The 22,065-nt window shown below is 35.0% G+C and carries 16 protein-coding genes; 5 read left to right on the top strand and 11 right to left on the bottom strand.

The features are described 5' to 3' along the window. Nucleotides 1-69: 69 nt before the first annotated feature. From NQ558_RS06820 to NQ558_RS06805, 4 genes are all read right to left on the bottom strand, one after another. The gene (locus NQ558_RS06820; protein ID WP_005363765.1) at nucleotides 70-2,763 is read right to left on the bottom strand and encodes an ABC transporter ATP-binding protein/permease; all 2,694 of its coding nucleotides are present in this window, start codon (nucleotides 2,761-2,763) and stop codon (nucleotides 70-72) included. A gap of 238 nt (nucleotides 2,764-3,001) precedes the next feature. Beyond that, entirely contained in the window at nucleotides 3,002-3,673 is a 672-nt protein-coding gene (gene deoC / locus NQ558_RS06815; protein WP_005363762.1) for a deoxyribose-phosphate aldolase, read from the bottom strand. A gap of 138 nt (nucleotides 3,674-3,811) precedes the next feature. Next, on the bottom strand, nucleotides 3,812-5,191 hold the full coding sequence (locus NQ558_RS06810) for a GH25 family lysozyme (protein ID WP_005363760.1): 1,380 nt from the start codon (nucleotides 5,189-5,191) through the stop codon (nucleotides 3,812-3,814). A gap of 154 nt (nucleotides 5,192-5,345) precedes the next feature. Continuing rightward, nucleotides 5,346-5,795 carry an Hsp20/alpha crystallin family protein gene (locus NQ558_RS06805; RefSeq protein ID WP_040447358.1) on the bottom strand — a complete coding sequence of 150 codons (450 nt, stop codon included), beginning with the start codon at nucleotides 5,793-5,795 and terminating at the stop codon, nucleotides 5,346-5,348. A gap of 361 nt (nucleotides 5,796-6,156) precedes the next feature. Here NQ558_RS06805 and NQ558_RS06800 point away from each other — a divergent pair, with 361 nt between their 5' ends. From NQ558_RS06800 to NQ558_RS06790, 3 genes are all read left to right on the top strand, one after another. Next, nucleotides 6,157-6,732, top strand: a complete 576-nt coding sequence (locus NQ558_RS06800; protein WP_005363745.1) for a chromate transporter — start codon at nucleotides 6,157-6,159, stop codon at nucleotides 6,730-6,732. A gap of 100 nt (nucleotides 6,733-6,832) precedes the next feature. Beyond that, nucleotides 6,833-7,399, top strand: a complete 567-nt coding sequence (locus NQ558_RS06795; RefSeq protein ID WP_259907373.1) for a chromate transporter — start codon at nucleotides 6,833-6,835, stop codon at nucleotides 7,397-7,399. A gap of 126 nt (nucleotides 7,400-7,525) precedes the next feature. Continuing rightward, on the top strand, nucleotides 7,526-8,368 hold the full coding sequence (locus tag NQ558_RS06790; protein WP_005363741.1) for a YitT family protein: 843 nt from the start codon (nucleotides 7,526-7,528) through the stop codon (nucleotides 8,366-8,368). 116 nt (nucleotides 8,369-8,484) lie between these two features. On the opposite strand, the gene typA is transcribed toward NQ558_RS06790, so the two are convergent. Then, a complete protein-coding gene (typA, locus tag NQ558_RS06785) occupies nucleotides 8,485-10,317 on the bottom strand; it encodes a translational GTPase TypA (protein ID WP_005363739.1) in 1,833 nt (610 codons plus the stop codon). 92 nt (nucleotides 10,318-10,409) lie between these two features. Beyond that, nucleotides 10,410-11,045, bottom strand: coding sequence for a YigZ family protein (locus tag NQ558_RS06780; RefSeq protein WP_040447356.1), 636 nt, complete (start codon nucleotides 11,043-11,045; stop codon nucleotides 10,410-10,412). A gap of 214 nt (nucleotides 11,046-11,259) precedes the next feature. On the opposite strand from NQ558_RS06780, the gene NQ558_RS06775 reads away from it, so the two are divergent. Next, nucleotides 11,260-13,869, top strand: coding sequence for a transglycosylase domain-containing protein (locus NQ558_RS06775; RefSeq protein ID WP_005363735.1), 2,610 nt, complete (start codon nucleotides 11,260-11,262; stop codon nucleotides 13,867-13,869). Nucleotides 13,870-14,149: 280 nt separating this feature from the next. Here the strand turns inward: NQ558_RS06775 and NQ558_RS06770 are convergent, their stop codons facing one another. From NQ558_RS06770 to spoVAD, 5 genes are all read right to left on the bottom strand, one after another. Then, nucleotides 14,150-15,529 (bottom strand): aminopeptidase, encoded by a 1,380-nt coding sequence (locus tag NQ558_RS06770; RefSeq protein WP_005363734.1) that lies wholly within the window; start codon nucleotides 15,527-15,529, stop codon nucleotides 14,150-14,152. Between the two features lie 38 nt (nucleotides 15,530-15,567). Further along, nucleotides 15,568-17,163, bottom strand: coding sequence for a peptide chain release factor 3 (locus NQ558_RS06765; RefSeq protein WP_040447354.1), 1,596 nt, complete (start codon nucleotides 17,161-17,163; stop codon nucleotides 15,568-15,570). Between the two features lie 198 nt (nucleotides 17,164-17,361). Beyond that, nucleotides 17,362-18,696 (bottom strand): NADP-specific glutamate dehydrogenase, encoded by a 1,335-nt coding sequence (gene gdhA, locus NQ558_RS06760; RefSeq protein ID WP_005363731.1) that lies wholly within the window; start codon nucleotides 18,694-18,696, stop codon nucleotides 17,362-17,364. A 240-nt stretch (nucleotides 18,697-18,936) separates the two neighbouring features. Continuing rightward, nucleotides 18,937-19,290, bottom strand: a complete 354-nt coding sequence (gene spoVAE, locus NQ558_RS06755; RefSeq protein WP_005363729.1) for a stage V sporulation protein AE — start codon at nucleotides 19,288-19,290, stop codon at nucleotides 18,937-18,939. A 28-nt stretch (nucleotides 19,291-19,318) separates the two neighbouring features. Beyond that, complete coding sequence (gene spoVAD, locus NQ558_RS06750; protein ID WP_005363727.1) at nucleotides 19,319-20,329, bottom strand: stage V sporulation protein AD; 1,011 nt, start codon at nucleotides 20,327-20,329, stop codon at nucleotides 19,319-19,321. Between the two features lie 133 nt (nucleotides 20,330-20,462). Here spoVAD and NQ558_RS06745 point away from each other — a divergent pair, with 133 nt between their 5' ends. After that, entirely contained in the window at nucleotides 20,463-21,983 is a 1,521-nt protein-coding gene (locus tag NQ558_RS06745; RefSeq protein WP_005363726.1) for a sodium/proline symporter, read from the top strand. Nucleotides 21,984-22,065 lie beyond the last annotated feature (82 nt).

The following is a 22,065-nucleotide window of genomic DNA, read 5'->3' as shown; positions in this document are numbered from 1 at the left end:
AGCAGAAACTTATAACATAAACAAAAAAAGAAAAAGTGCCGCACCAAACGACACTTAATCCTTTAACTCTTATCTATTTCTAATGGCCTCAATTGGTTTCTTTGATGCAATTTTGTAAACCGGTATGAAACTTGCCACTGCCGCAACTCCAATACTAATTACAAGTAAAAGTAGTATCTGTCTTGGTCCAAAATTAAGTATTGTAATAAGTATTCCTGCTTTTTTTCTAAACATACCGTTGATTATTGCTGTTGCCACACCTGTTCCAATTGTTGAAAGAACAAAGTTAATCATTGCAATAATAAAACTTTCTAAGAAGAAAATTCTAAATACATCATTGCTTCTTGCGCCGATTGCTCTAAGAATTCCGATTTCCTGCTTCTTATATGAAATACTTGTTGCAATAAAGTTAGATAACATAATCATTGCAAATACTGCAAAACCAATACCAATGTATAAGAATACCTTTGACATTACTTTCAAAACTTCATTAACTGTGTCCAGTTCAAAAGTTACTGAGTTTTCAATCTGATATTTCATATTGCCCTGTTCTGTGTAGCAATATTTTACAAGTTTTTCAATATCTGCCTTGTTTGTTGGCATTGTTGCAACTGCATATGAATATTCGCCCTTGCCTTCAGTCCATTTTAAATTATAAAGGCTGTCAGGAAGTACATAAAGGTCTGAATATTTATCTGCTTTTCCATCTGCATTTAGTACACCAACTACCTTAACTCCATTAATTGATTTATCTTCATCATTAATATAATAATCCAATGTGTACTGGCTGTCTTTCAAAATCTTCAACGCTTCTTTTTTACTGTAAGAATAGCCTTCTTCATCATTTTTTGATAATGCATTGATATCTATGATAATCTCATTATCAGCAAGTTTAGTCTTTTCACCATCGACCCATGTTACATCTTTTGTATCAATTTCACTTAATGACGCAATTCTTGAAGAATCAATATATGTATCATCACTTGACACGTACATATAGTTATTAATTAACTGTACATAATTAGGATATTCTTCCTTGATGCTGTTAAGCATTTCTTCGCTTACAAAGATATCACAAGCCAAACTGTATTCCTGAATGTGGCTTAATTCTTGACTTAAAGCAAAATCAGTCAAATTCTGCGCTGATGATTTGCCCTTGCTATCTTCTGAAATAGACTTATATCTATCCATATCAACCTTTGTATCAACAATACCTACTATGGTAAATTCTTTCTTGTCTATTTTAAGTTTCTTGCCAACTAAGTCATTATAATATTTTATTTCAGACTTTGTACCATCTTCTGAAATATATCCTGCCTTTGCATATGTTTCATAAACATAAGAACTAATTGCTATTTCATTGTTGTCTTTTGGCAATTTTCCTGCAACAATCTTGTAACCCATTTCCTTGATTTTTGCTTCTGTCAAATTAGCATAGCCTGAAAAATCTGTTGCATAATGGCACATATCACCATTCTTTGTTAATTCAACTTCCTTATTATAATTAGGTAAAACCATATCCTGATTTGTAACGACAACACCTGTAAAATCCAGTCCTGTATCTTTATTTAACTTTGTTATTTCGTCTTCTCTAATGCTGTTGCCGTAATCGTTCCAGTATGCGTTCATTCCTGAACCGATTTTTAATGACTTAATAACTGACGCATAAGTTATGTTCGTATCTTTAATTGAATTAGTGCATGTTTTAATGTGATTGTAGTTTCCAAAAGTATCTGCCAAAGCAAATAATGAAAATGCAACAAATGAAAGTAAAATTGTAACTACAAGTCTGATTTTCTTGTGTTTTAAACCACTTGCCCCTATTTTGAAAGCATTCTTCAAAGGTAATTTAGACTTAATAAGTTTAAAATCACCTTTCTTATGAACAATATCTTCCTCGTTAGTCTGCTGGAAACTTCCCCTGTCTGCTTTTTTAATTACAGCCTTTAAGTCTGTTCCAATACCGTCAATATACTGATTTATTCTTTCTCTATCTTCTTCTGTTAAATGGTATCCTGACTTAATAGTCATTGTGTCATTTTCAAAACTAATACCATTATTAAGTTCTTCACCCTGTTTTTCATACCCAACCTTACGAGTAACATCATCAATTACATTTCCATCTGCAAGTTCGATAATTCTGTCACCAAACTGCTCTGCAAATTCCCTATCATGTGACACTACTATTACAAGTTTGTCTTTCGACAAATTCTTAAGTGTTTCAAATACCTGTCTTCCCGTGTTAGAATCAAGTGCTCCTGTTGGCTCATCTGCCATAATTATTTCAGGCTGTTTTACAAGTGCTCTTGCAATTGCAACTCTCTGTTTCTGACCACCTGATAATTCATTAGGTTTTCTATCACCAAAGCCTTCCAAATCAACCTGTTTCAAAATACTGTTGATTTCTTCATCTGTAGCCTTCTTTCCCTGAAGCTCAATTGCCAAAGCAATATTAGCTCCTACTGAAAATTCTTCTAATACATTGTATTCCTGAAAAATAAATCCTACATATGTATTACGATATGAATCAAAATGACTCTGTTTAAAGTCTTTAGATGAAACTCCCTTAATAATAATTTCACCTTCATCATATTTATCAAGTCCACCTAAAAGGTTTAATAATGTAGATTTACCACTACCTGATTTTCCTAAAAGAAAAACCAAACCCTTTTCAGGGAACTTAATAGACACGTCATTTAAGGCTGTTACAGACACACCCTTTTTGGTCTTATAAACCTTTTTCAAATTTCTTGTCTCTAGCATAGTTTTCTCCCCTACTCTCTATTTTGTTTTCATTGTACTATTGCAACTAGTACAATTAATACAATTCAAGTTATATCATACGGATTGTATTAAGTCAACACATTTTTTTATCAACTTTGAGGTCAAAAAAAGAGACTGTACCATTTTAGTACAATCTCTTCTAATTTCATTCTTTATTTTTCTTTGCTTATTTTCACTATAAGCAACCACTCCAATATTACCAGAACCACAAAAGTTCCTAGTACTCATTGGCACCTGCGTTTTCGTTCTTAACGATTTTTACAATTCTACTTGTTCCAAGTCTGTCAGCGCCAAGCTCAATGAACTTTTCTGCGTCTTCTAATGAACTGATTCCACCTGCTGCCTTAATCTTTGTTCCGTTAGAAATATTGTCTGCAAAAATTTTTACAACATGGAATGTTGCTCCCTCTGTTGAGAAACCTGTTGAAGTCTTAATGAAATCTGCCTTTGACATTGATACTACATTAGTAACCTTAGCGATTTCTTCATCAGTTAATAAACAAGTTTCAACGATTACCTTAAGTAATCTGCCGTCACAAGCTTCTTTTATCTTGTTGATTTCGCAGAAAATGTCATCCCATCTTCCTTCTTTAGCCCATCCAATATTAATAACCATATCGATTTCCGCTGCGCCTTCTTTAACTGCCTGTGCTGCTTCTGCACATTTGATTTCTGTAGTATTGTATCCATTAGGGAAACCAATAACTGTACAGATTGCAATCTTGCCGTCCACATAATCAGCAGCCTGTTTTACAAATGATGGTGGAATACAAACTGATGCTGTTTCATATTTGATTCCGTCATCACAAATCTCCTTAATCTGCTCCCAAGTAGATTCAGGTTTTAATAATGTATGATCTACCTTGCTTAAAATTTCTTTAATTTCCATTATAATTCCTCCGTCTAAAAAATCTTTGATTCCCGTTCAAAAATTTAATTCCCGCTTTTTTAATTATAACAAAAATATCAATATTATCAATTAATATCACGTCTAATTTTAAACATGTTTCTGCACCGGCTTTAATAATCACTTTGTAATTTTAACTGTTTTCTTTGAACTATACACTCCATAAACTTTCGTTCCAGATACTTTTTTATAAGCTCTCATTCTGAAATAATATTTCTTTTTATTTTTAAGTTTTGTAATTGTTTTTGTTTTCAAAGAAGACTTGGCTGTTGTTGTCTTTGCCTTCTTAAAAGACTTATTTATGCCATACTGGATTTCGTAACCGGATATTCCCGATACCTTTTTCCAACCCAATTTGACTTTTTTGCCTTTAATGTTGGTTGCCTTTGTAAGACTTACTTTCTTTGGAACTATTTTAAATATTTTTGTAATCGTGCCACTATAATTGCCTTTAAAAACAATCTTTACAGTGCCATTTCCAACCTTTTTGTTAGATGAATATATTATATTATAATTCTGAGTTGAAATTACCTGCCCGTTGCTGTCTTTTACTGTAACTGTAGGTTTAAAGGCTTTTCCTGTATATTCATATTTTGTTTTTGAAATTGTTATCTGATTAATTTTTGCTATGTCTATTGTTTTAATGTGACCACAGGTTTTACATTTATATGTAGCTTTTCCATTTATTGTGGTTGTTGATTTTGACACTAATTGACAAAATTCATACTGATGTCCTGTAATACTGCAAGGTCTTGAAAGCAAAATATTAACATCCATTCCACTTCCCACGCCATCTACTATGCCTGACTCAGTATATTGCCAAATATCATATTCTTTGTTGTACTCACTTGTGTTATTATATCTTGCAACCCATTTTCCCCAATTATCAAATCTTGAATCAGTAAGTCTATTGGTCCACCAATAATAGTTAGAATAAACACCAGCCTTATAGCCGGCATTTTTTACAATATTGCAAAAAATTTCAGCCATATCCCCATACTGCTTAGTAGTCATTTCAACCTGAGATTTGTCCTCTATATCGTAATAAACAGGCATTGTAGGTTTAGCTCCGGCTTCTTCAATCATTCTAAGAACGTGTTCTGCCTCACTTCTAGCCATATCTTCTAAAGTCTTTTCTTTGTCATTGCCAACTGCATATGAATACAAATAAACTCCATATTGAATACCATTGTCCTCACAACCTTTTACATTCTGCACAAACTTTATGTCATCCTGATTTCTTTCATCATTTCCATATCCACATCTAAGCAAAGCAAAACTAATCCCTGCCGCCTTAACCTTTGCCCAATCAATGTCACCGTTGTGATAACTTACATCAATACCTTTAGCTATTGCACCTTTTATTTCATTGCCATTTCCATCATAAAAAATTCCATTGGCTGATGACCATGGTGTAGCACCGCTTACCTGAACAGAAAAAGTGCAAATGCAAAGCCCTATAACTACTGCTTTTTTAACAATATTCCTAAATTGACTCATTTTTCACCTCCGTGCTTCTAACACACTATTTTCCCAATTTCTACATATTTTTTTAGAATCATACTAACATAATTATTTGTAGCTAATTATAACACAAAAAAATCCCCATACCAACACTAAGTCGATATGGGGATTTCTTTATTTTGTTAAGATGTTATCCTTCAATAGCAATGAACTTTTCTTTTTCTTCGATTGGTTCTTTGTTCTTAGGTATTTCGAAGGTTAAAATACCATTCTCATACTTTGGATGAACCTGTTCTGCTGTAACATGTTCACCAACATAAAAGCTTCTGCTCATACTTCCTGCATAACGTTCACGTCTTACATACTTACCTTCCTTGTCCTTCTCATCCTTATCAAGACCTTTGGCTGCATTAATTGTTAATGTACCATTTTCAAGTTTAATCTTGATTTCGTCCTTCTTAAATCCCGGAAGATCAACTGCAACCTGATATCCGTCATCAGTTTCCTTAACATCGGTTTTCATTAGGTTCTTTGCATGTTTTCCATACAATTCCTTGTCTACATCAGGTAATGTAGGGAATGAAAAATCGTCCATAAAATCATCAAATAAGTTTTCTCCAAAAATACTAGGCATCATCATAAGTCATATCTCCTTTCGTCTAATAGATATAAATTTTGTAATTGCACTATCGGAGAAATCCGAGGTGTTGATTATCTGAACTAACGAATTTGATATAGATTTTAAAGCTTGAATCTTTAATTATTTCTTTAAATCTTTATCTCTTCCTTCGTTCTGACTATGTTATAGTCCTTTTTGTTAGCGCTGTCAAGAGGTGAGTGCTAATTTTTTTAATTTTTTTTTTTATTTCACACTCATTTGTTTCTAATTTTTATGTATGGTATACTTATGGTGTTTTGAATTAAGTAGCAATTAATATCTCGATGTTAATTGCAAAAATTTTTATTAAATATTTTAATGGACTTTTTATTTCGGAGGTTTTATGAAACATTCTAATTTTGATAAAACGCTTACTTTGTTTTTGACCTTTCTAAAAATCGGTGCCTTTACCTTTGGCGGTGGTTACGCTATGGTGGCCCTTTTGGAAAGTGAGTTTATATATAAGAAGAAATGGATTGAAAAAGATGATTTTCTCAATATGATTGCAATTGCTGAATCCACGCCCGGTCCTATGGCAGTTAACAGCGCCACCTATATTGGATATCATGTTGCAGGATTTTACGGAGCTACTGCTGCAACCCTTGCAGTATGCATTCCTTCTTTTATTATTATTTATTTTATTTCGTTATTTTTCAACGAATTTTTAAGCTTACACTACGTTGCCTGCGCTTTTAAGGGTATTCAGGTTTGCGTGGTTTATTTAATACTTACTGCAGGCATTCGAATGTTGAAGAATTTGGAGAAAAATCTGTTTAATACTTTGATTATTTTAATTGTTGCAATTATTATGATCGTTTTTTCAATTACGGCAACTTCTTTTTCATCAATTTATTATATTTTGATTTGTGGTGTAATTGGCGTGATAGTATATTTCTTTAAGAAAAATATTCAAAAGTAATTGTTCAGTATATTTTCAAAATAATTTTTAGTTTCATAAATATTTTTATAAATATTTTTTAACTATTTAAAACAATTCTTTTACTTAACAGGAGTTTGATATGATTTATTTAAAGCTTTTTATCAATTTTCTTATAATAGGAACATTATCTTTCGGAGGTGGTTACGGAATGATTTCTTTAATGAGGGAAATCGTGTTATCCAACCATTGGCTTTCTGAGGATATGTTTATGAGTTTTGTTGCAGTTGCCGAGTCAACTCCGGGACCTCTTGCCGTTAATCTTGCAACTTTTGTTGGCTCCTCTCAGGGCGGTTTCCTTGGAGCTTTTTTTGCAACTCTTGGTGTGGTTCTGCCTGCTTTTGTTATTATTCTTTTAATTGCGGCAGTTCTAAAAAATCTAATGAAATATTCCGGTACAAAAGCTTTTCTGTCCGGCGTACGACCTTGTGTTGTTGCAATGATTCTTGCAACTGCTGTAATAATGGGACTTTCAACTTTGTTTAATTTCGAAAGTTTAGGTCATGGTTTTTCAATTAATTACAGCTTTGTTTTGATATTTGTGATTTTGATAGCTGTTCACTTTTTAAGCAAACATTTTTTCAAAAAAACTTTGACACCTATTTTAATGATTTTGTTTTCCGCTGTGCTTGGAATTGTTTTTTGCTAAATTAACTTATTAATTATTTTTATGTTTTTATCTTAATTGCTTATTTTTCCTTTAAATACTCATTGACTTTGCAATCTCACAACGTTACAATTTTTTTGTAAAAAATATACTTAAAGGAAAAAAATTATGAAAGCAAATTTTAAAAATTTTTTATTGCTTACAGCCAGTACTTTGATTATGGCTGTTGGTATTTACTTCTTTAAATTCGCCAACAACTTTACTTTTGGTGGTATTACAGGTTTTGCAGTTTTGGTTGCAAAGTTCACTCCTCTTTCAGCCAGTGATTTTTCTTTTGTAGCCAACATTCTGTTACTTGTAGTGGGATGGATTATTCTTGGCAAAAGTTTTGCTGCAAAAACAGCTTACAGCACAATTCTTTTGTCTGTGACTCTGTCATTGTTTGAACGTGTTTATCCAATGAGCCATCCTTTAACTAATGAACCTTTGCTTGAGCTTATTTTTGCAATTCTTTTACCTGCACTTGGCTCAGCAATCCTTTTCAATATTGGTGCATCAAGTGGTGGTACGGATGTTATCGCAATGGTTCTTAAGAAATATACAAGTGTTGATATTGGTCGTGGACTTATGATTTCCGATGTTCTATTTACGCTTTGCGCCTTTTTCGTATTTGATGTAAAAACAGGACTTTACTCATTGCTTGGTTTGATTATGCGTTCTGCACTTATCGACAACTTTATTGAAAGTTTGAACCGCTCAAAATACTTTCATGTGGTTTGCTCCGATCCTAAGCCAATATGCAATTTTATTGAAAAAAACCTTGTCCGTGGAGCCACAATCGTAAACGCCAAAGGCTCATTTACCGGCGACAACAAATACATAATCCTTACAGTTTTAAGTCCGTCTCAGGCAGTAAAACTTAGAAACTTCATAAAAGAAAACTCACCTGGAGCCTTCCTATTGATTTCAAATACAAGCGAAATCATTGGAAAGGGATTCCATTCAGTATAAATTTATCAAAAAAAGCTCCCTCCTAAATTGCAAGTTCCAATTTAACCTGCATTTAGAAGGAAGCTTTTTTATTTTTTAATATATTTATTTTTCCAAAATATCTTCTTTCCAACCTCTTATTTGTTGTTCTTACGAATGTTTGCTCTCTTTCTAAGAGTTGGATCTAAGATTTTCTTTCTAATTCTTAAGTTTTCTGGTGTGATTTCAAGTAATTCATCAGTATCAATGAATTCCAACGCCTGCTCAAGACTTAATACTTTCTTTGGTACTAATCTTAAAGCTTCATCTGAGCTTGAAGTTCTTGTGTTTGAAAGATGTTTTGTTTTACAAACGTTTACTTCAATGTCTTCAGCACGACCTGTCTGACCAACAATCATACCTGAATATACTTTTTCGCCAGGTCCAATGAATAATGTTCCTCTTTCCTGTGCATTAAATAATCCATAAGTAATTGCTTCACCGGCTTCAAAAGCGATAAGTGAACCCTGTTTTCTGTACTGAATTTCTCCCTTAAATGGACCGTAATCATCAAATACAGTATTCATAATACCATTACCCTTTGTATCTGTCATAAACTGACCTCTGTATCCGATTAATCCTCTTGAAGGAATTGAAAACTCAAGTCTTGTAAATCCACCGTTAATTGGTGCCATTCCCTGAAGTTCACCTTTTCTGTTACTTAATTTTTCAATGATTGCACCTGAAAATTCATCAGGAACATCAATGTAACAGATTTCCATAGGCTCTAATTTCTTGCCTCTTTCGTCTTCTTTGTAAATAACTTCTGCCTTACTTACAGCAAATTCGTATCCTTCTCTTCTCATGTTTTCAATAAGAACTGAAAGGTGAAGTTCTCCACGTCCTGAAACCTTAAATGAATCCATGTTTTCAGTTTCTTCTACTCTTAAACTTACGTCAGTATTTAATTCTCTCATAAGTCTTTCACGAAGATGACGTGATGTGACGAATTTTCCTTCCTGACCTGCAAGAGGACTGTCATTTACCATAAAGTTCATAGAAATTGTAGGCTCTGAAATCTTCTGGAAAGGAATTGCAACAGGATTTTCAGGAGAACAAATTGTATCTCCAATATGAATGTCTGTAATACCTGAAATAGCAACAATAGCACCTACTGTAGCTTCCTGAACTTCTACTTTATTTAAACCATCAAACTCATAAAGCTTGCTGATTTTAACTCTCTTCTGTTTGTCAGGTTCATGGTGGTTAACCAAGACAACATCCTGATTAACTTTTAATTTACCATTGTCAATCTTACCAACACCGATACGTCCAACATATTCGTTGTAATCGATTGTACTGATAAGAACCTGAGTATCTGCATTCTCATCTCCTTCAGGAGCTGGAATGTAGTCAATAATTGTTTCAAATAATGGCTGCATACTATCTGATTCATCATCCATATTTAACTTAGCAAATCCCTGCTTAGCTGATGCGAAAACAAATGGGCAGTCAAGCTGTTCTTCACTAGCATCTAACTCAATAAATAATTCTAATACTTCGTCAATAACTTCTTCTGGTCTTGCTTCCGGTCTGTCAATCTTGTTGATACAAACAATAACAGGAAGGTTAAGTTCCAAAGCTTTCTTTAGAACGAAACGTGTCTGTGGCATTGCACCTTCAAATGCATCTACTACTAAAACTACGCCGTTAACCATCTTAAGTACACGCTCTACTTCTCCACCAAAATCAGCATGTCCCGGTGTATCAATAATATTAATTTTTGTATTCTTATAAGTAACAGCAGTGTTCTTTGAAAGAATTGTAATACCTCTTTCTCTTTCAATATCATTAGAGTCCATTACTCTTTCAGCAACTTCCTGATTTTCACGGAATACACCACTCTGTTTTAATAATTCATCTACCAATGTTGTTTTACCATGGTCTACATGGGCAATAATGGCAATATTTCTTACGTCTTCTCTAATCATTTCTTCTCTTTCCTATTAAATAATCATAAAATACTTGTTTATAGCTTCACAAATGTTCATTCTATCACATAGATGATATGTTTTCAATAAAATTATTTTTCTTTCACCTCTTCTCTGTACTCCCTGTCTTCTTCATCCTCAAAAACAGCTTTCCCTCCTGTGGCATCTGTTACTTTCGTATTAAATTCATTATATTCATCTTTTTTCATTAAAATGCTTAAAACAACATTCTGACCGTATTCTTCCTGAGCATCCGTAATTCCCATCTGCCCCATAATGTACTTAATCTTTCCTATACTATTATAATCCACCGTAAGTTTAAAACTTATACCTTCACAAACTTTCTGAATAACCGAATTTCTAATACCTTCCTTGGATGACTGGCCGTAAGCCCTGACAAGACCGCCTGTTCCAAGGAGAGTTCCACCAAAATATCGTGTCACCACTATCAAAGTATTATGCAAATTCTCATTTAACAATGTTTCCAAAATAGGTTTTCCCGCTGTGCCCTGTGGCTCGCCGTCATCACTAAATCTCTGAATTTCATTGTTACTTCCTATTACAAATGCAAAACAATTGTGCCTTGCATCCCAGTATTTCTTTTTTATCTTTTCAATATATTGTAATGCCTCTTCTTCTGTATCTATTGGCAAAACAGTGGCAATAAATCTGGACTTCTTCTCAACAATTTCGCCCTGACCGCCTTCTTTTATTATAAATTTTTCCAATTCTATCCCTTTCTTGTTTGTTGTGTAAAGAAGAAAAACAACAAAAGCACGCTTTCATTTTAATTGTCCCCCCTCCCAACCAAACGCATTGTATATAGAATAACATAAGTATCAATTTTTTTGAAGATTCTGTGTCTTACATTTTCTGCGACATTTTTCCCCTTTATTAAATTACTGCATTTTGTTATAATCTAAAAGAATAGGAGGTTTGCCAATGAATTTTGAATATAAAGAAACAATAGACAAACAACGTGAACTTGTTTCATTACAAAAGAAGGTTGTTTCTAAGTCCTTGGTTTCTGCACTTAAAGTATTTCTTTACATTATGTGCCTTGCCATTGTTACCGGAGGTTTTTTCGGACTTGGTGTTATACACGGCATTATTAAAAGTGCTCCTTCCGTGGAAAATATTTCTATTGTTCCATCGTCATATTCAACAACAGTTTATGACACCAATAATAAGCAGATTGCTAAGCTTATCACTTCCGGCTCTAACCGTATTAAGGCTGATTTGAAAGATATTCCGGAACATTTAAGATGGGCTTTTATTGATACTGAGGATGCACGTTTTTATGAACATAACGGTATTGACATTCAGGGTATCGGTCGTGCGGCTTTTATAGCACTTACTACCCTTAATCCGTCAGAAGGTGCCAGTACCATTACACAGCAGGTTCTAAAGAACAACGTATTTACAAGCTGGACTGAAGAAGATTCCCTTACTTCTTCTCTTAAAAGAAAGATTCAGGAACAGTACCTTGCCGTTCAGCTTGAAAAAGTTACCAAAAAGGACGTTATACTTGAAACATATCTTAACACTATTAACTTAGGTTCAAATACCCTTGGTGTTAAGGCTGCTTCACTTAGATATTTTAATAAGGATGTTAGTAAGATTACAGTTTCTGAGGCAGGCGTTATTGCTGCCATAACTCAGAACCCGTCACTTTATAATCCTATTACTAATCCTGACGAAAATGCCAAACGTAGAAAAAAGATTCTCACTAACATGAAAGATGCAGGGCATATTACTCAAGAACAGTATGACGAAGCCATGAGTGATAATGTTTATGCCCGTATAAAAAAAGTCAACAACAAGCTTACAAAAAGCGATGATCGGGTATATTCTTATTTTGTCGATGAGGTTGTAAAGCAGGTTCTTTCAGACCTTCAGGAACAGAAAGGCTATACTTATACTCAGGCTTACAATGCCGTATACAGCGGTGGTTTAAAGATTTATACTACTCAGGATTCTGATATTCAAAAAATATGTGATAAGGAATTGTCTGACTCAGACAACTATCCTTACGCTATTAAATACTCAATTAACTGGGCATGGTCAGTTCAAAATCCTGACGGTTCAGTTGACAATTACAGTGAAAAAGATATTTTGAATTATCATAGAAATTCTTTGAATGAATCAAGTTTTAAATTGATTTTTAGTTCTAAAGAAGAAGCAAAAGCTTGTGTTAAGGCATACAAAATGCACCTTATGAACAAGTATTACAAAAAAGGAATTGATAAGGATAAAGGCTACGCCGAATACGAAAATCTTTATTACAATCCTCAGCCACAGGTTTCATTTACTGTAATGGACCAGTACACAGGCTATGTTAAAGCCGTTGTTGGTGGTCGTGGAAAGAAGAATGTTAGTCTTTCTCTTAACCGAGCTACAGACTCAACAAGACAGCCCGGTTCAACATTTAAAATTTTATCAGCTTACGCACCTGCCATTGATACTATGGGTTACACACTTACCACTACTATCGTGGACGAGCCTTTCAGTTATTCTAACGGAAGAGCTGTTAAGAACTGGTACAGTGGCTATCGTGGCAAAGTTACAGTAAGAAAGGCAATTGCTGATTCTATGAATATTTGTGCTGTAAAAACACTTACAGATATTACACCACAGCTTGGATATGATTATCTTTGCAATTTTGGTATTACTACTTTAGTTGATAACCGTGTTGAAAAAAATGGTTCTGTTTCATCTGACATTCAGCAGGCTTTGGCACTTGGTGGTATTACAGACGGTGTTACTAACTTAGAAATGACTGCTGCATATGCAACAATCGCAAATCAGGGAACTTATACAAGACCTGTTTTTTATTCACAGGTTATAGACAGCAATGGACGTGTCCTTCTTGATAACACTACTCCTACTACACATACTGTTTTGAAAGCTTCTACTGCAAGCCTTCTTACACAGGGTATGACAAGCGTTATTACAGAAGGTACAGGTACAAGTGCTAAACTTGATGGCAAAATGCCCGTATCAGGTAAAACCGGTACAACATCAAGTGAATATGACCTTTGGTTCTGTGGATATACACCATATCTTACAGCATCAATTTGGACAGGTTATGATGAAAACGTATCTCTTAGCGGTGACCAGGCGTATCACGAAAGACTCTGGGCTAAGATAATGAATCAAATTGACTCAGTCAAGAAATACAAAGCTAAAAGTTTTAAAATGAGTAAAGATGTTAAGAAATATGATATCTGCTCTTCTTCAGGAAAAGTTGCAATTAAAGGAGTTTGTCCTACATCAAAATCAGAGTACTTTGCCAAGGGTACACAACCTGCAAAATGTACTTATCATTCAGCTTTTTCAAAAAAGAGTTCAAGCTATTCAAACAGTTCAAGTTCATCTGGAAGCTATAGTTCGTCTGGAAGTTCAAGCAGCTCAAGCTCCGGCAATTCAAAGTCAGGTTCTAATAGTTCAAAATCAAGTTCAAGTAGAACCGATTCAGGAAGTTCTAGAACAAGCAAATCAAGTTCAGGATCATCAAGTTCTAAGGGCTCCGGTAAAACTGCAGGAAAATAGCTAAGCATTTATAGTTTGTTATTATAAGAACTTTATATATACAATTTAATATGTACGACTTTTTGAAAGCAGGATTCTCTGATGAGGGTTCTGCTTTTTTATTGCAATTCTTCGCCTTGCGCATTATCTTGTAGGGGGATTACATAGAATTTCTTTTTTTTTCTGATTTTATTGTAATCCTACTTTCTATCAACATTTGTTTAATCTAAAAAAATCCCCCGAAAAGAATATATTCACTAATATTCTCTCCGAAGGATTAATTTGTAATCTTATTCCTTAATTATGCATTCTTTAGGAAAGCTTTATAGCACTTGTATGTTTCATAAATATCAGCCTTGCTTGTTACTTCCCAAGGTGCGTGCATGTTTAATACTGCAACGCCACAATCAATTACTTCCATGCCATAAAGTGACATAATATAAGCGATTGTTCCGCCACCACCTGCGTCAACTTTTCCAAGCTCTGACATTTGAAAATGTACGTTATGATTATCCATTATATTTCTTAATACTGCAAGATATTCAGCATTAGCATCATTTGAACCTGACTTTCCTCTTGAACCTGTAAACTTGTTAAATACAACGCCTGAACCTAGGAATGATGAGCTATTATTTTTGAACACATCAGAATATAATGGATCAAAAGCTGCGTTAACATCTGATGATAACATTCTTGAATGTGCTAAACATCTCTTAAGTTTAAGTTCGTTATAATCGCCATTAAGGTTTAATAATTCTGCAACTGTATTTTCAAAGAATTTTGACTGCATACCTGTAGCACCTACGCTACCGATTTCTTCTTTGTCTACTAATAAACAACATGCAGTCTTGTCAAGTTTATCCATTTCAAGCATTGCAGCCAATGATGTATATGCACATACTTTGTCATCCTGACCATATGCCATAATCATGCTTCTGTCAAATCCCATTTCTCTTGCTCTTCCTGCCGGAACCACTTCTAATTCTGCTGACATAAAATCTTCTTCTTCCATTTCATAGGTGTTTTTTAAAATACCTATAATTCCTTCTTTTACAGCATCTTTTTCTTTGTCTTCAAGTGGAATGCTTCCAACAAGAATATCAAGGTTTTCGCCTTCAATAACTTTAGCTGCATTCTTTTCCATCTGCTGTCCTGCAAGATGAATTAAAAGGTCGGTTACACAAAATACAGGGTCGGTATCTTTTTCACCAATGTTAACTTCAACCTTTGTTCCGTCTTTCTTAACTACAACGCCATGAATTGCAAGTGGAAGTGTAACCCACTGATACTTCTTAATTCCGCCATAGTAATGTGTATCAAGGTATGCCATATTGTTGCTTTCATATAGTGGATTCTGCTTAATGTCCATTCTAGGTGAATCAATATGTGCTCCCAAAATATTCATTCCCTGTTCCATTGGAATCTTTCCAATGTTAAAAAGTGCTACTGTCTTATTCATACAAACAGCATAAACTTTGTCCCCCTGTTTTAAAGGCTGGCCCTTTTCAATTACTTCTTCTAAAGACTTGTAGCCTTTCTCCCTTGCCTGTCTTACAGTTTCCTTAACACATTCTCTTTCTGTTTTACAGTCTGACAGGAAATCAATATAGTTAGAATTTAATTCTTCCAACTCACTTATTTCTCTCTTACCATAAGTATTCCATGCATTCTTTCTTTCCATGATAACTCATTCCCTTCTATATTTAATCTTGTACAAAATTAGTTTCTGCTAAATTCTTCAAATTCAATGCCTTCATTTCTTTCCAAAAGAAGTTTAATTGACCACTGGTTTGTAAATAATACTAATGGATTGCCCTTCATATCCTTTACTCTCTTGGCATCGCTTGGACATTTAACATTATTTAAATCTATTGTTGTATCTTTTACCCATCTGATGTGTCCATAAGGCAATGGCTCCAATCTCACATCACAGCCATATTCGTTTTCCATTCTATACTTCAAAACGTCAAACTGAAGTGTACCTACAACACCTACAATAATTTCTGACATTTCAAGATTGTAATCCTGGAAAATCTGAATTGCACCTTCCTGGGCAATCTGTGTAACACCTTTCATAAACTGTTTACGTTTCATTGAATCAAGTGCCACAAGTCTGCAGAAATGTTCAGGTGCAAAAGTTGGGATTCCTTCATAAACAAATTTTTTGCCCGGTGTACAGATTGTATCACCTATTGAAAAAATACCCGGATCAAATACACCGATTACGTCTCCCGCATAAGCTTCATCAATTACCTTTCTGTCCTGAGCCATAATTTGCTGAGGTCTTGAAAGTTTCATTTTCTTACCACTTTGTACGTGATACACATCCTTAGATGCATCAAACTTTCCTGAACAAACTCTAAGGAAAGCAATTCTATCGTGATGTGCCTTGTTCATATTAGCCTGAATCTTAAATACAAATCCTGAAAATGGTTCTTCAATAGGATCAATTAATCCCTGATCTGACATCCTTGGAAGTGGTGATTCTGTCATTCTTAAGAAATGTTCCAAAAATGTTTCTATACCGAAAGTTGTTAACGCTGAGCCGAAAAATACCGGTGACAATTCACCTTTATCAACCAATTCCTGATCAAATGGTTCGCTTGCTCCGTCAAGAAGTTCAGTGTCATCTACAAGCTGATCATACAATTCATCACCTATTTCTGCCTTAAAGTTTTCGTTGTCCAACTCATATGTTGTTTCCGCAGCACTTTTTGAACCACCAACTGAAACTGCCTTAAACATTGAAATCTTCTTAGTATCTCTGTCATACACACCTTTAAATCTTTTACCTGAACCAATTGGCCAGTTAATAGGACATGTTTTAATTCCAAGAACATTTTCAATTTCTTCAAGAAGTTCATATGGATCTCTTGCTTCCAAGTCCATCTTATTAATAAAAGTAAAAATAGGAATATGTCTCATAACACAAACCTTAAAAAGCTTAATTGTCTGTGCCTCAACACCCTTTGAAGCATCAATAACCATTACTGCTGAATCTGCAGCCATTAACGTTCTATAAGTATCTTCTGAGAAGTCCTGATGTCCAGGAGTATCCAAAATATTAATGCAATATCCTTCATAGTTAAACTGAAGTGCTGAAGATGTAACTGAAATGCCTCTTTCTTTTTCAATTCCCATCCAGTCAGACACTGCATACTTAGAATTGGCCTTTCCCTTTACTGAACCTGCTGTATTAATAGCACCTCCATAGAGTAAAAACTTTTCTGTTAAAGTAGTCTTTCCTGCATCGGGATGTGAAATAATCGCAAATGTTCGTCTGTTTTCTATTTCCTTCTTTAAATTCTCGTCCATTCTATTCTCCATAAAATAATTATTAAATAATATTGTGATAGTTTTCCAATCTCTGACTTATTATAAACAATATTAACATTTTTCACAAGACTACCTATATATTTTCCCCCTATTTAGAATTTATATTCCATATATCACAAAAGGTGTATCCCATAGTGAGATACACCTTTATATATTAATTATTAACTATAACTATAATTAGCAAACACCCTGAGCTTCCATAGCTTCTGCTACTTTTTCAAATCCGGCAATGTTAGCACCTACTACGTAGTTACCTTCAAATCCGTATCTCTTAGCAGCATCGCTGATGTTACGGTAAATGTTAACCATGATTGTCTGTAATTTAGCGTCAACTTCTTCGAATGTCCATGAAAGTCTTTCGCTGTTCTGTGACATTTCAAGAGCTGATGTAGCAACACCACCTGCGTTAGCAGCCTTACCACCAACGAACCATACGCCGTTTTCCTGTAAGTATTCTGTTGCATCAATTGTTGTAGGCATGTTAGCACCTTCACAAACAGCTTTACATCCGTTAGCTACTAACTGCTTAGCATCATCGATAAGTAATTCGTTCTGTGTAGCACATGGAAGAGCGATATCACATTTAATCTGCCATACTCCACGTCCTTCATGATATTCAGCTGAAGGTCTTGCAGCAGCATATTCTGTAAGTCTAGCTCTCTTAACTTCCTTAACTTCTTTAAGAAGGTCAACATCGATTCCTTCAGGATCATAAATCCAACCTGTTGAATCTGAACATGTAACAACCTTAGCACCCATCTGATGAGCTTTCTGAATAGCGTAGATAGCAACGTTACCGGCACCTGAAACAACTACTGTCTTGCCTTCCATGCTTTCGCCATGGTCTTTCATTAATTCCTGTGTTAAGTAAAGTAATCCGTAACCTGTAGCTTCTGTTCTAGCTAAAGAACCACCGTATGTAAGTCCCTTACCTGTAAGAACACCTTCATATAATCCACGGATTCTCTTATACTGTCCAAACATATATCCGATTTCTCTAGCGCCTGTTCCGATGTCACCGGCTGGTACGTCAGTGTCAGCACCGATATATTTACAAAGTTCTGTCATAAAGCTCTGGCAGAAAGCCATAACTTCTCTATCTGATTTACCCTTAGGATCGAAATCAGAACCACCTTTACCACCACCGATTGGAAGGCCTGTAAGTGAGTTCTTGAAGATCTGTTCAAAACCTAAGAATTTAATAATACCAATATTTACTGATGGGTGAAGTCTTAAACCACCCTTGTATGGTCCGATAGCTGAGTTAAACTGTACTCTATAACCTGTGTTAACCTGTACCTGTCCCTTATCATCTACCCAAGGAACTCTGAACTTGAACTGTCTTTCAGGTTCGCAGATTCTTTCAAGTAAAGCTTCTCTTCTATACTTGTCCTCGTTTGCATCGATTACAGGTCTAAGTGAATTTAATACTTCTTCAACTGCCTGTAAAAATTCTGGTTCATTAGCATTCTTTTCTTTTACTTTTGCTAATACTTCGTCTACATATGACATTTTGTAGCCCTCCTTAAATATATTTTTCTTAATCACAACTTGCGCGAACCTCTATATTTCTCCTAAAAAGGCCGCACTTAAACAAGTGCACTAACACTTTAATACACTAAAGAAATTATATAGTATCTTCTTAATTTTATCAACCTTTAATAGTGTTATTCTTAATTTTGTAATGATAAAGCTGTTTTTACTTAATTATATTAAGTTCGGGCTGAATTTTTAAAACATAGTTAATTTTGACTATTTCATTTTTGATTTAAAAATTAGTGCAGACAAATATCCGAATATTAAAGCTCCTGAAATTCCCACGGCACTTGCCGTAAAACCACCTTTAAACAATCCCAAAAAACCTGACTCATCTATGGCTTCTTTCATTCCCTTCCAAAGATTGTTGCCAAAGCCAAGTAAAGGCACTGTTGCGCCACAACCTGCCCACTTAGTCAAAGGCTCATAAATTCCAATCGCACCAAGAACAACCCCAATGCAAACAAGACTTACCATAATTCTTGCAGGCGTTACCTTGGTCTTGTCTATTACAATTTGAACAAGAGCACAGATTATTCCCCCAACAATAAACGCTTTTAAAAAAATCATCTTAAATTCCTTTCTTTAATTGCAATCATTAATTCTTTTCAATCACCACGCAGTGAGCTATTCCCGGCACGCTATTTCCTTCATTAAAACTTACCGGGGACATTAATGCTCCCGTTGGAATAAAAAGAATCTTCTTAAATGCCCCTTTTTTTAGCTGTTTAAAAACATAGCCTGCAAGAACTGTGGCACTACAGCCACAGCCACTTCCACCTGCGTGAGTGTCCTGTTCACTGGCATCAAACATTTCCACGCCGCAATCCATATGAACCGCCGAAATGTCATAGCCTTTTTCCTTAAGTAGTTCAAATAAAATACTTTTTCCTATTAATCCCAAGTCACCCGTTATGATTTTGTCATAATCTGCCGGTGTGCTGTTAAAATCCTTAAAATGCTGATAAATAACATCTGCCGCAGCCGGTGCCATACAGGCACCCATATTTTGAGCATCCTTTACTCCAAAATCAACGATTTTTCCCGTGGTAATTCCTGTTATTTTTGCAAAACCTTTTTTTGTGCTAATTATTACTGCCCCACAACCGGTTACAGTCCAGGTTGCCGCATAAGGTCTTTGATTTCCGTAAGCCAAAGGAAATCTAAACTGTCTTTCTGCGCTGGCAAAATGACTTGATGCCATTGCAATAACATTGTCTGCATTTCCTGCTTCAACCATTACAGCCCCAAGACTTAACGCTTCACCCATTGTTGAACAGGCTCCGTACAATCCGAAAAAGGGAACCTCGAACTCCAAAATTCCAAAAGTTGTGGCAATTAACTGTCCAAGTAAATCCCCACCAAAAATATACCTGATTTCTTCCTTGCTCATCCCTGCTTTAAATAGAAGTTTCTGAATTGCCTCTTTTTGCAACAAACTTTCTGCCTCTTCCCACGTTTCCTGTCCAAGCATAGGATCCTGTTCCACAACATCAAACAATTTTCCTAAAGGTCCGTCACCTTCTTTTTGACCTACAATTGAAGCTCCTTCAATAATAAACGGTGGCTTATCAAAGGAAATACTGCTACTACCAATCATTCGTCCCATAAAAATCCTCCTTTTTTCTTAGTTTTTACTTTTTTGTTATAAATATGTATACGTTTTTACTTGCCTATTTGACATATTTTTTATACAATAGGAAGGAAATTCAAAAATTACATATAATAAGAAGGGAAAAAAAATGACTACATCAGAAATTGGAATTTTAATTGCCATCATTGTTTATATGGTTGGCGTTGTTGGTATTGGTGTATATTTTGCCAAAAAAAACAGTACCACAAATGATTTTTACCTTGGTGGACGAAAGCTTGGTCCTCTTGTTACTGCTATGAGTGCTGAAGCATCAGATATGAGTAGCTGGTTATTAATGGGACTTCCGGGTGTTGCTTATGTTACAGGTGTTTGTGATGCATTCTGGACAGCTGCCGGACTTGCTGTTGGAACATACGTTAACTGGCTTATTGTTGCCAAAAGACTTAGAACTTACAGTGACGTTTGCAGTGCAATCACTATACCTGACTTTTTTGCTAACAGATATAGAGATCCTAAAATGTTAAAGTGTGTATCTGCTATAATTATTATTATTTTCTTTGTGCCATATACAGCCTCAGGATTTGCTGCATGTGGTAAACTTTTTAATTCTTTATTTGGAGTTGATTATTTAACAGCAATGATTATTAGTGCAATTGTTATTGTTGCATATACTACTCTTGGTGGTTTCCTTGCCGCAAGTACTTCTGACTTTATTCAGAGTATTATTATGTCAATTGCCTTAGTTATAGTTTTAAGTTATGGAATTATTTCCGTTGGTGGATTTGACGGAGTCGTAGCTCACGTTGGCGACCTTAAGGGATTCCTTTCAATAACTTCAACACATGATGGTGCAACTAATACAGCAACGCCTTACAGTGTTCTTTCAATTGCCTCAACACTTGCTTGGGGACTTGGATACTTCGGCATGCCACATATTCTTTTAAGATTTATGGCTATTGAAGACACAAAGAAATTAAAACTTTCAAGACGTGTTGCCAGTGTTTGGGTTGTTATTTCAATGTCTGTTGCAGTTTCAATTGGTATAATCGGTTATGCAATGTCAGCAGAAGGAGTTATTCCTAACCTAAAGGATTCTGAAACAATCATCGTTCAGATAGCCCACGTATTAAGTACACACGGCATTATTTTTGCCATAATTGCAGGTGTTATCCTTGCAGGTATACTTGCCTCAACAATGTCAACTTCAGATTCACAGCTTCTTGCTGCATCTTCAAGTGTTTCAGAAAACTTACTTGAAGGCGTGTTAAATTTAAACCTTTCAGCAGGAGTAAAAATCGTAGTTGCCAGAGGTTCAGTAATTATCATTTCAATAATTGCTATGTTTCTTGCTAGTAATCCTAACAGCTCAGTATTCCAGATAGTATCATTTGCCTGGGCAGGCTTCGGTGCCACATTCGGCCCTGTAATGCTCTTTGCATTATTCTGGAAGCGCTCAAACAAATACGGTGCAATCAGCGGAATGGTAGCCGGTGGAATCATGGTATTCGTATGGAAATTCTTAGTTCGTCCAATGGGTGGCGTACTTGGAATCTATGAACTTTTACCTGCATTCATTGTAGCTTCAATCTTCATCGTAATAGTAAGCTTACTTACACCTGCACCTGAAAAAGAAATCGTAGACGAATTTGAATCAATAAAAAATTATTAATCAAATAAAAACAAAGCACTTTTTCATTCCGCTCACGCAGAAATTTCTAAAGTAAACACGTTGAGTTTATTATTTTGCTCCG

Origin of the sequence: Eubacterium ventriosum, from assembly GCF_025150745.1 — a bacterium.
Classification (GTDB): Bacteria; Bacillota; Clostridia; order Lachnospirales; family Lachnospiraceae; genus Eubacterium_G; species Eubacterium_G ventriosum.
This window is presented reverse-complemented; position numbering and strand designations above follow the sequence as displayed.

What these genes read in the sequence shown, in the direction of transcription:
- NQ558_RS06765 (WP_040447354.1), bottom strand. Translation starts at nt 17,163, where the DNA reads ATGGACGAGAATTTAAAGAAGGAAATAGAAAACAGACGAACATTTGCG.
- NQ558_RS06745 (WP_005363726.1), top strand. Translation starts at nt 20,463, where the DNA reads ATGACTACATCAGAAATTGGAATTTTAATTGCCATCATTGTTTATATG.
- spoVAE (WP_005363729.1), bottom strand. Translation starts at nt 19,290, where the DNA reads ATGATTTTTTTAAAAGCGTTTATTGTTGGGGGAATAATCTGTGCTCTT.
- NQ558_RS06795 (WP_259907373.1), top strand. Translation starts at nt 6,833, where the DNA reads ATGATTTATTTAAAGCTTTTTATCAATTTTCTTATAATAGGAACATTA.
- NQ558_RS06790 (WP_005363741.1), top strand. Translation starts at nt 7,526, where the DNA reads ATGAAAGCAAATTTTAAAAATTTTTTATTGCTTACAGCCAGTACTTTG.
- NQ558_RS06770 (WP_005363734.1), bottom strand. Translation starts at nt 15,529, where the DNA reads ATGGAAAGAAAGAATGCATGGAATACTTATGGTAAGAGAGAAATAAGT.
- NQ558_RS06775 (WP_005363735.1), top strand. Translation starts at nt 11,260, where the DNA reads ATGAATTTTGAATATAAAGAAACAATAGACAAACAACGTGAACTTGTT.
- spoVAD (WP_005363727.1), bottom strand. Translation starts at nt 20,329, where the DNA reads ATGGGACGAATGATTGGTAGTAGCAGTATTTCCTTTGATAAGCCACCG.
- typA (WP_005363739.1), bottom strand. Translation starts at nt 10,317, where the DNA reads ATGATTAGAGAAGACGTAAGAAATATTGCCATTATTGCCCATGTAGAC.
- NQ558_RS06805 (WP_040447358.1), bottom strand. Translation starts at nt 5,795, where the DNA reads ATGATGATGCCTAGTATTTTTGGAGAAAACTTATTTGATGATTTTATG.
- NQ558_RS06820 (WP_005363765.1), bottom strand. Translation starts at nt 2,763, where the DNA reads ATGCTAGAGACAAGAAATTTGAAAAAGGTTTATAAGACCAAAAAGGGT.
- gdhA (WP_005363731.1), bottom strand. Translation starts at nt 18,696, where the DNA reads ATGTCATATGTAGACGAAGTATTAGCAAAAGTAAAAGAAAAGAATGCT.
- deoC (WP_005363762.1), bottom strand. Translation starts at nt 3,673, where the DNA reads ATGGAAATTAAAGAAATTTTAAGCAAGGTAGATCATACATTATTAAAA.
- NQ558_RS06800 (WP_005363745.1), top strand. Translation starts at nt 6,157, where the DNA reads ATGAAACATTCTAATTTTGATAAAACGCTTACTTTGTTTTTGACCTTT.
- NQ558_RS06810 (WP_005363760.1), bottom strand. Translation starts at nt 5,191, where the DNA reads ATGAGTCAATTTAGGAATATTGTTAAAAAAGCAGTAGTTATAGGGCTT.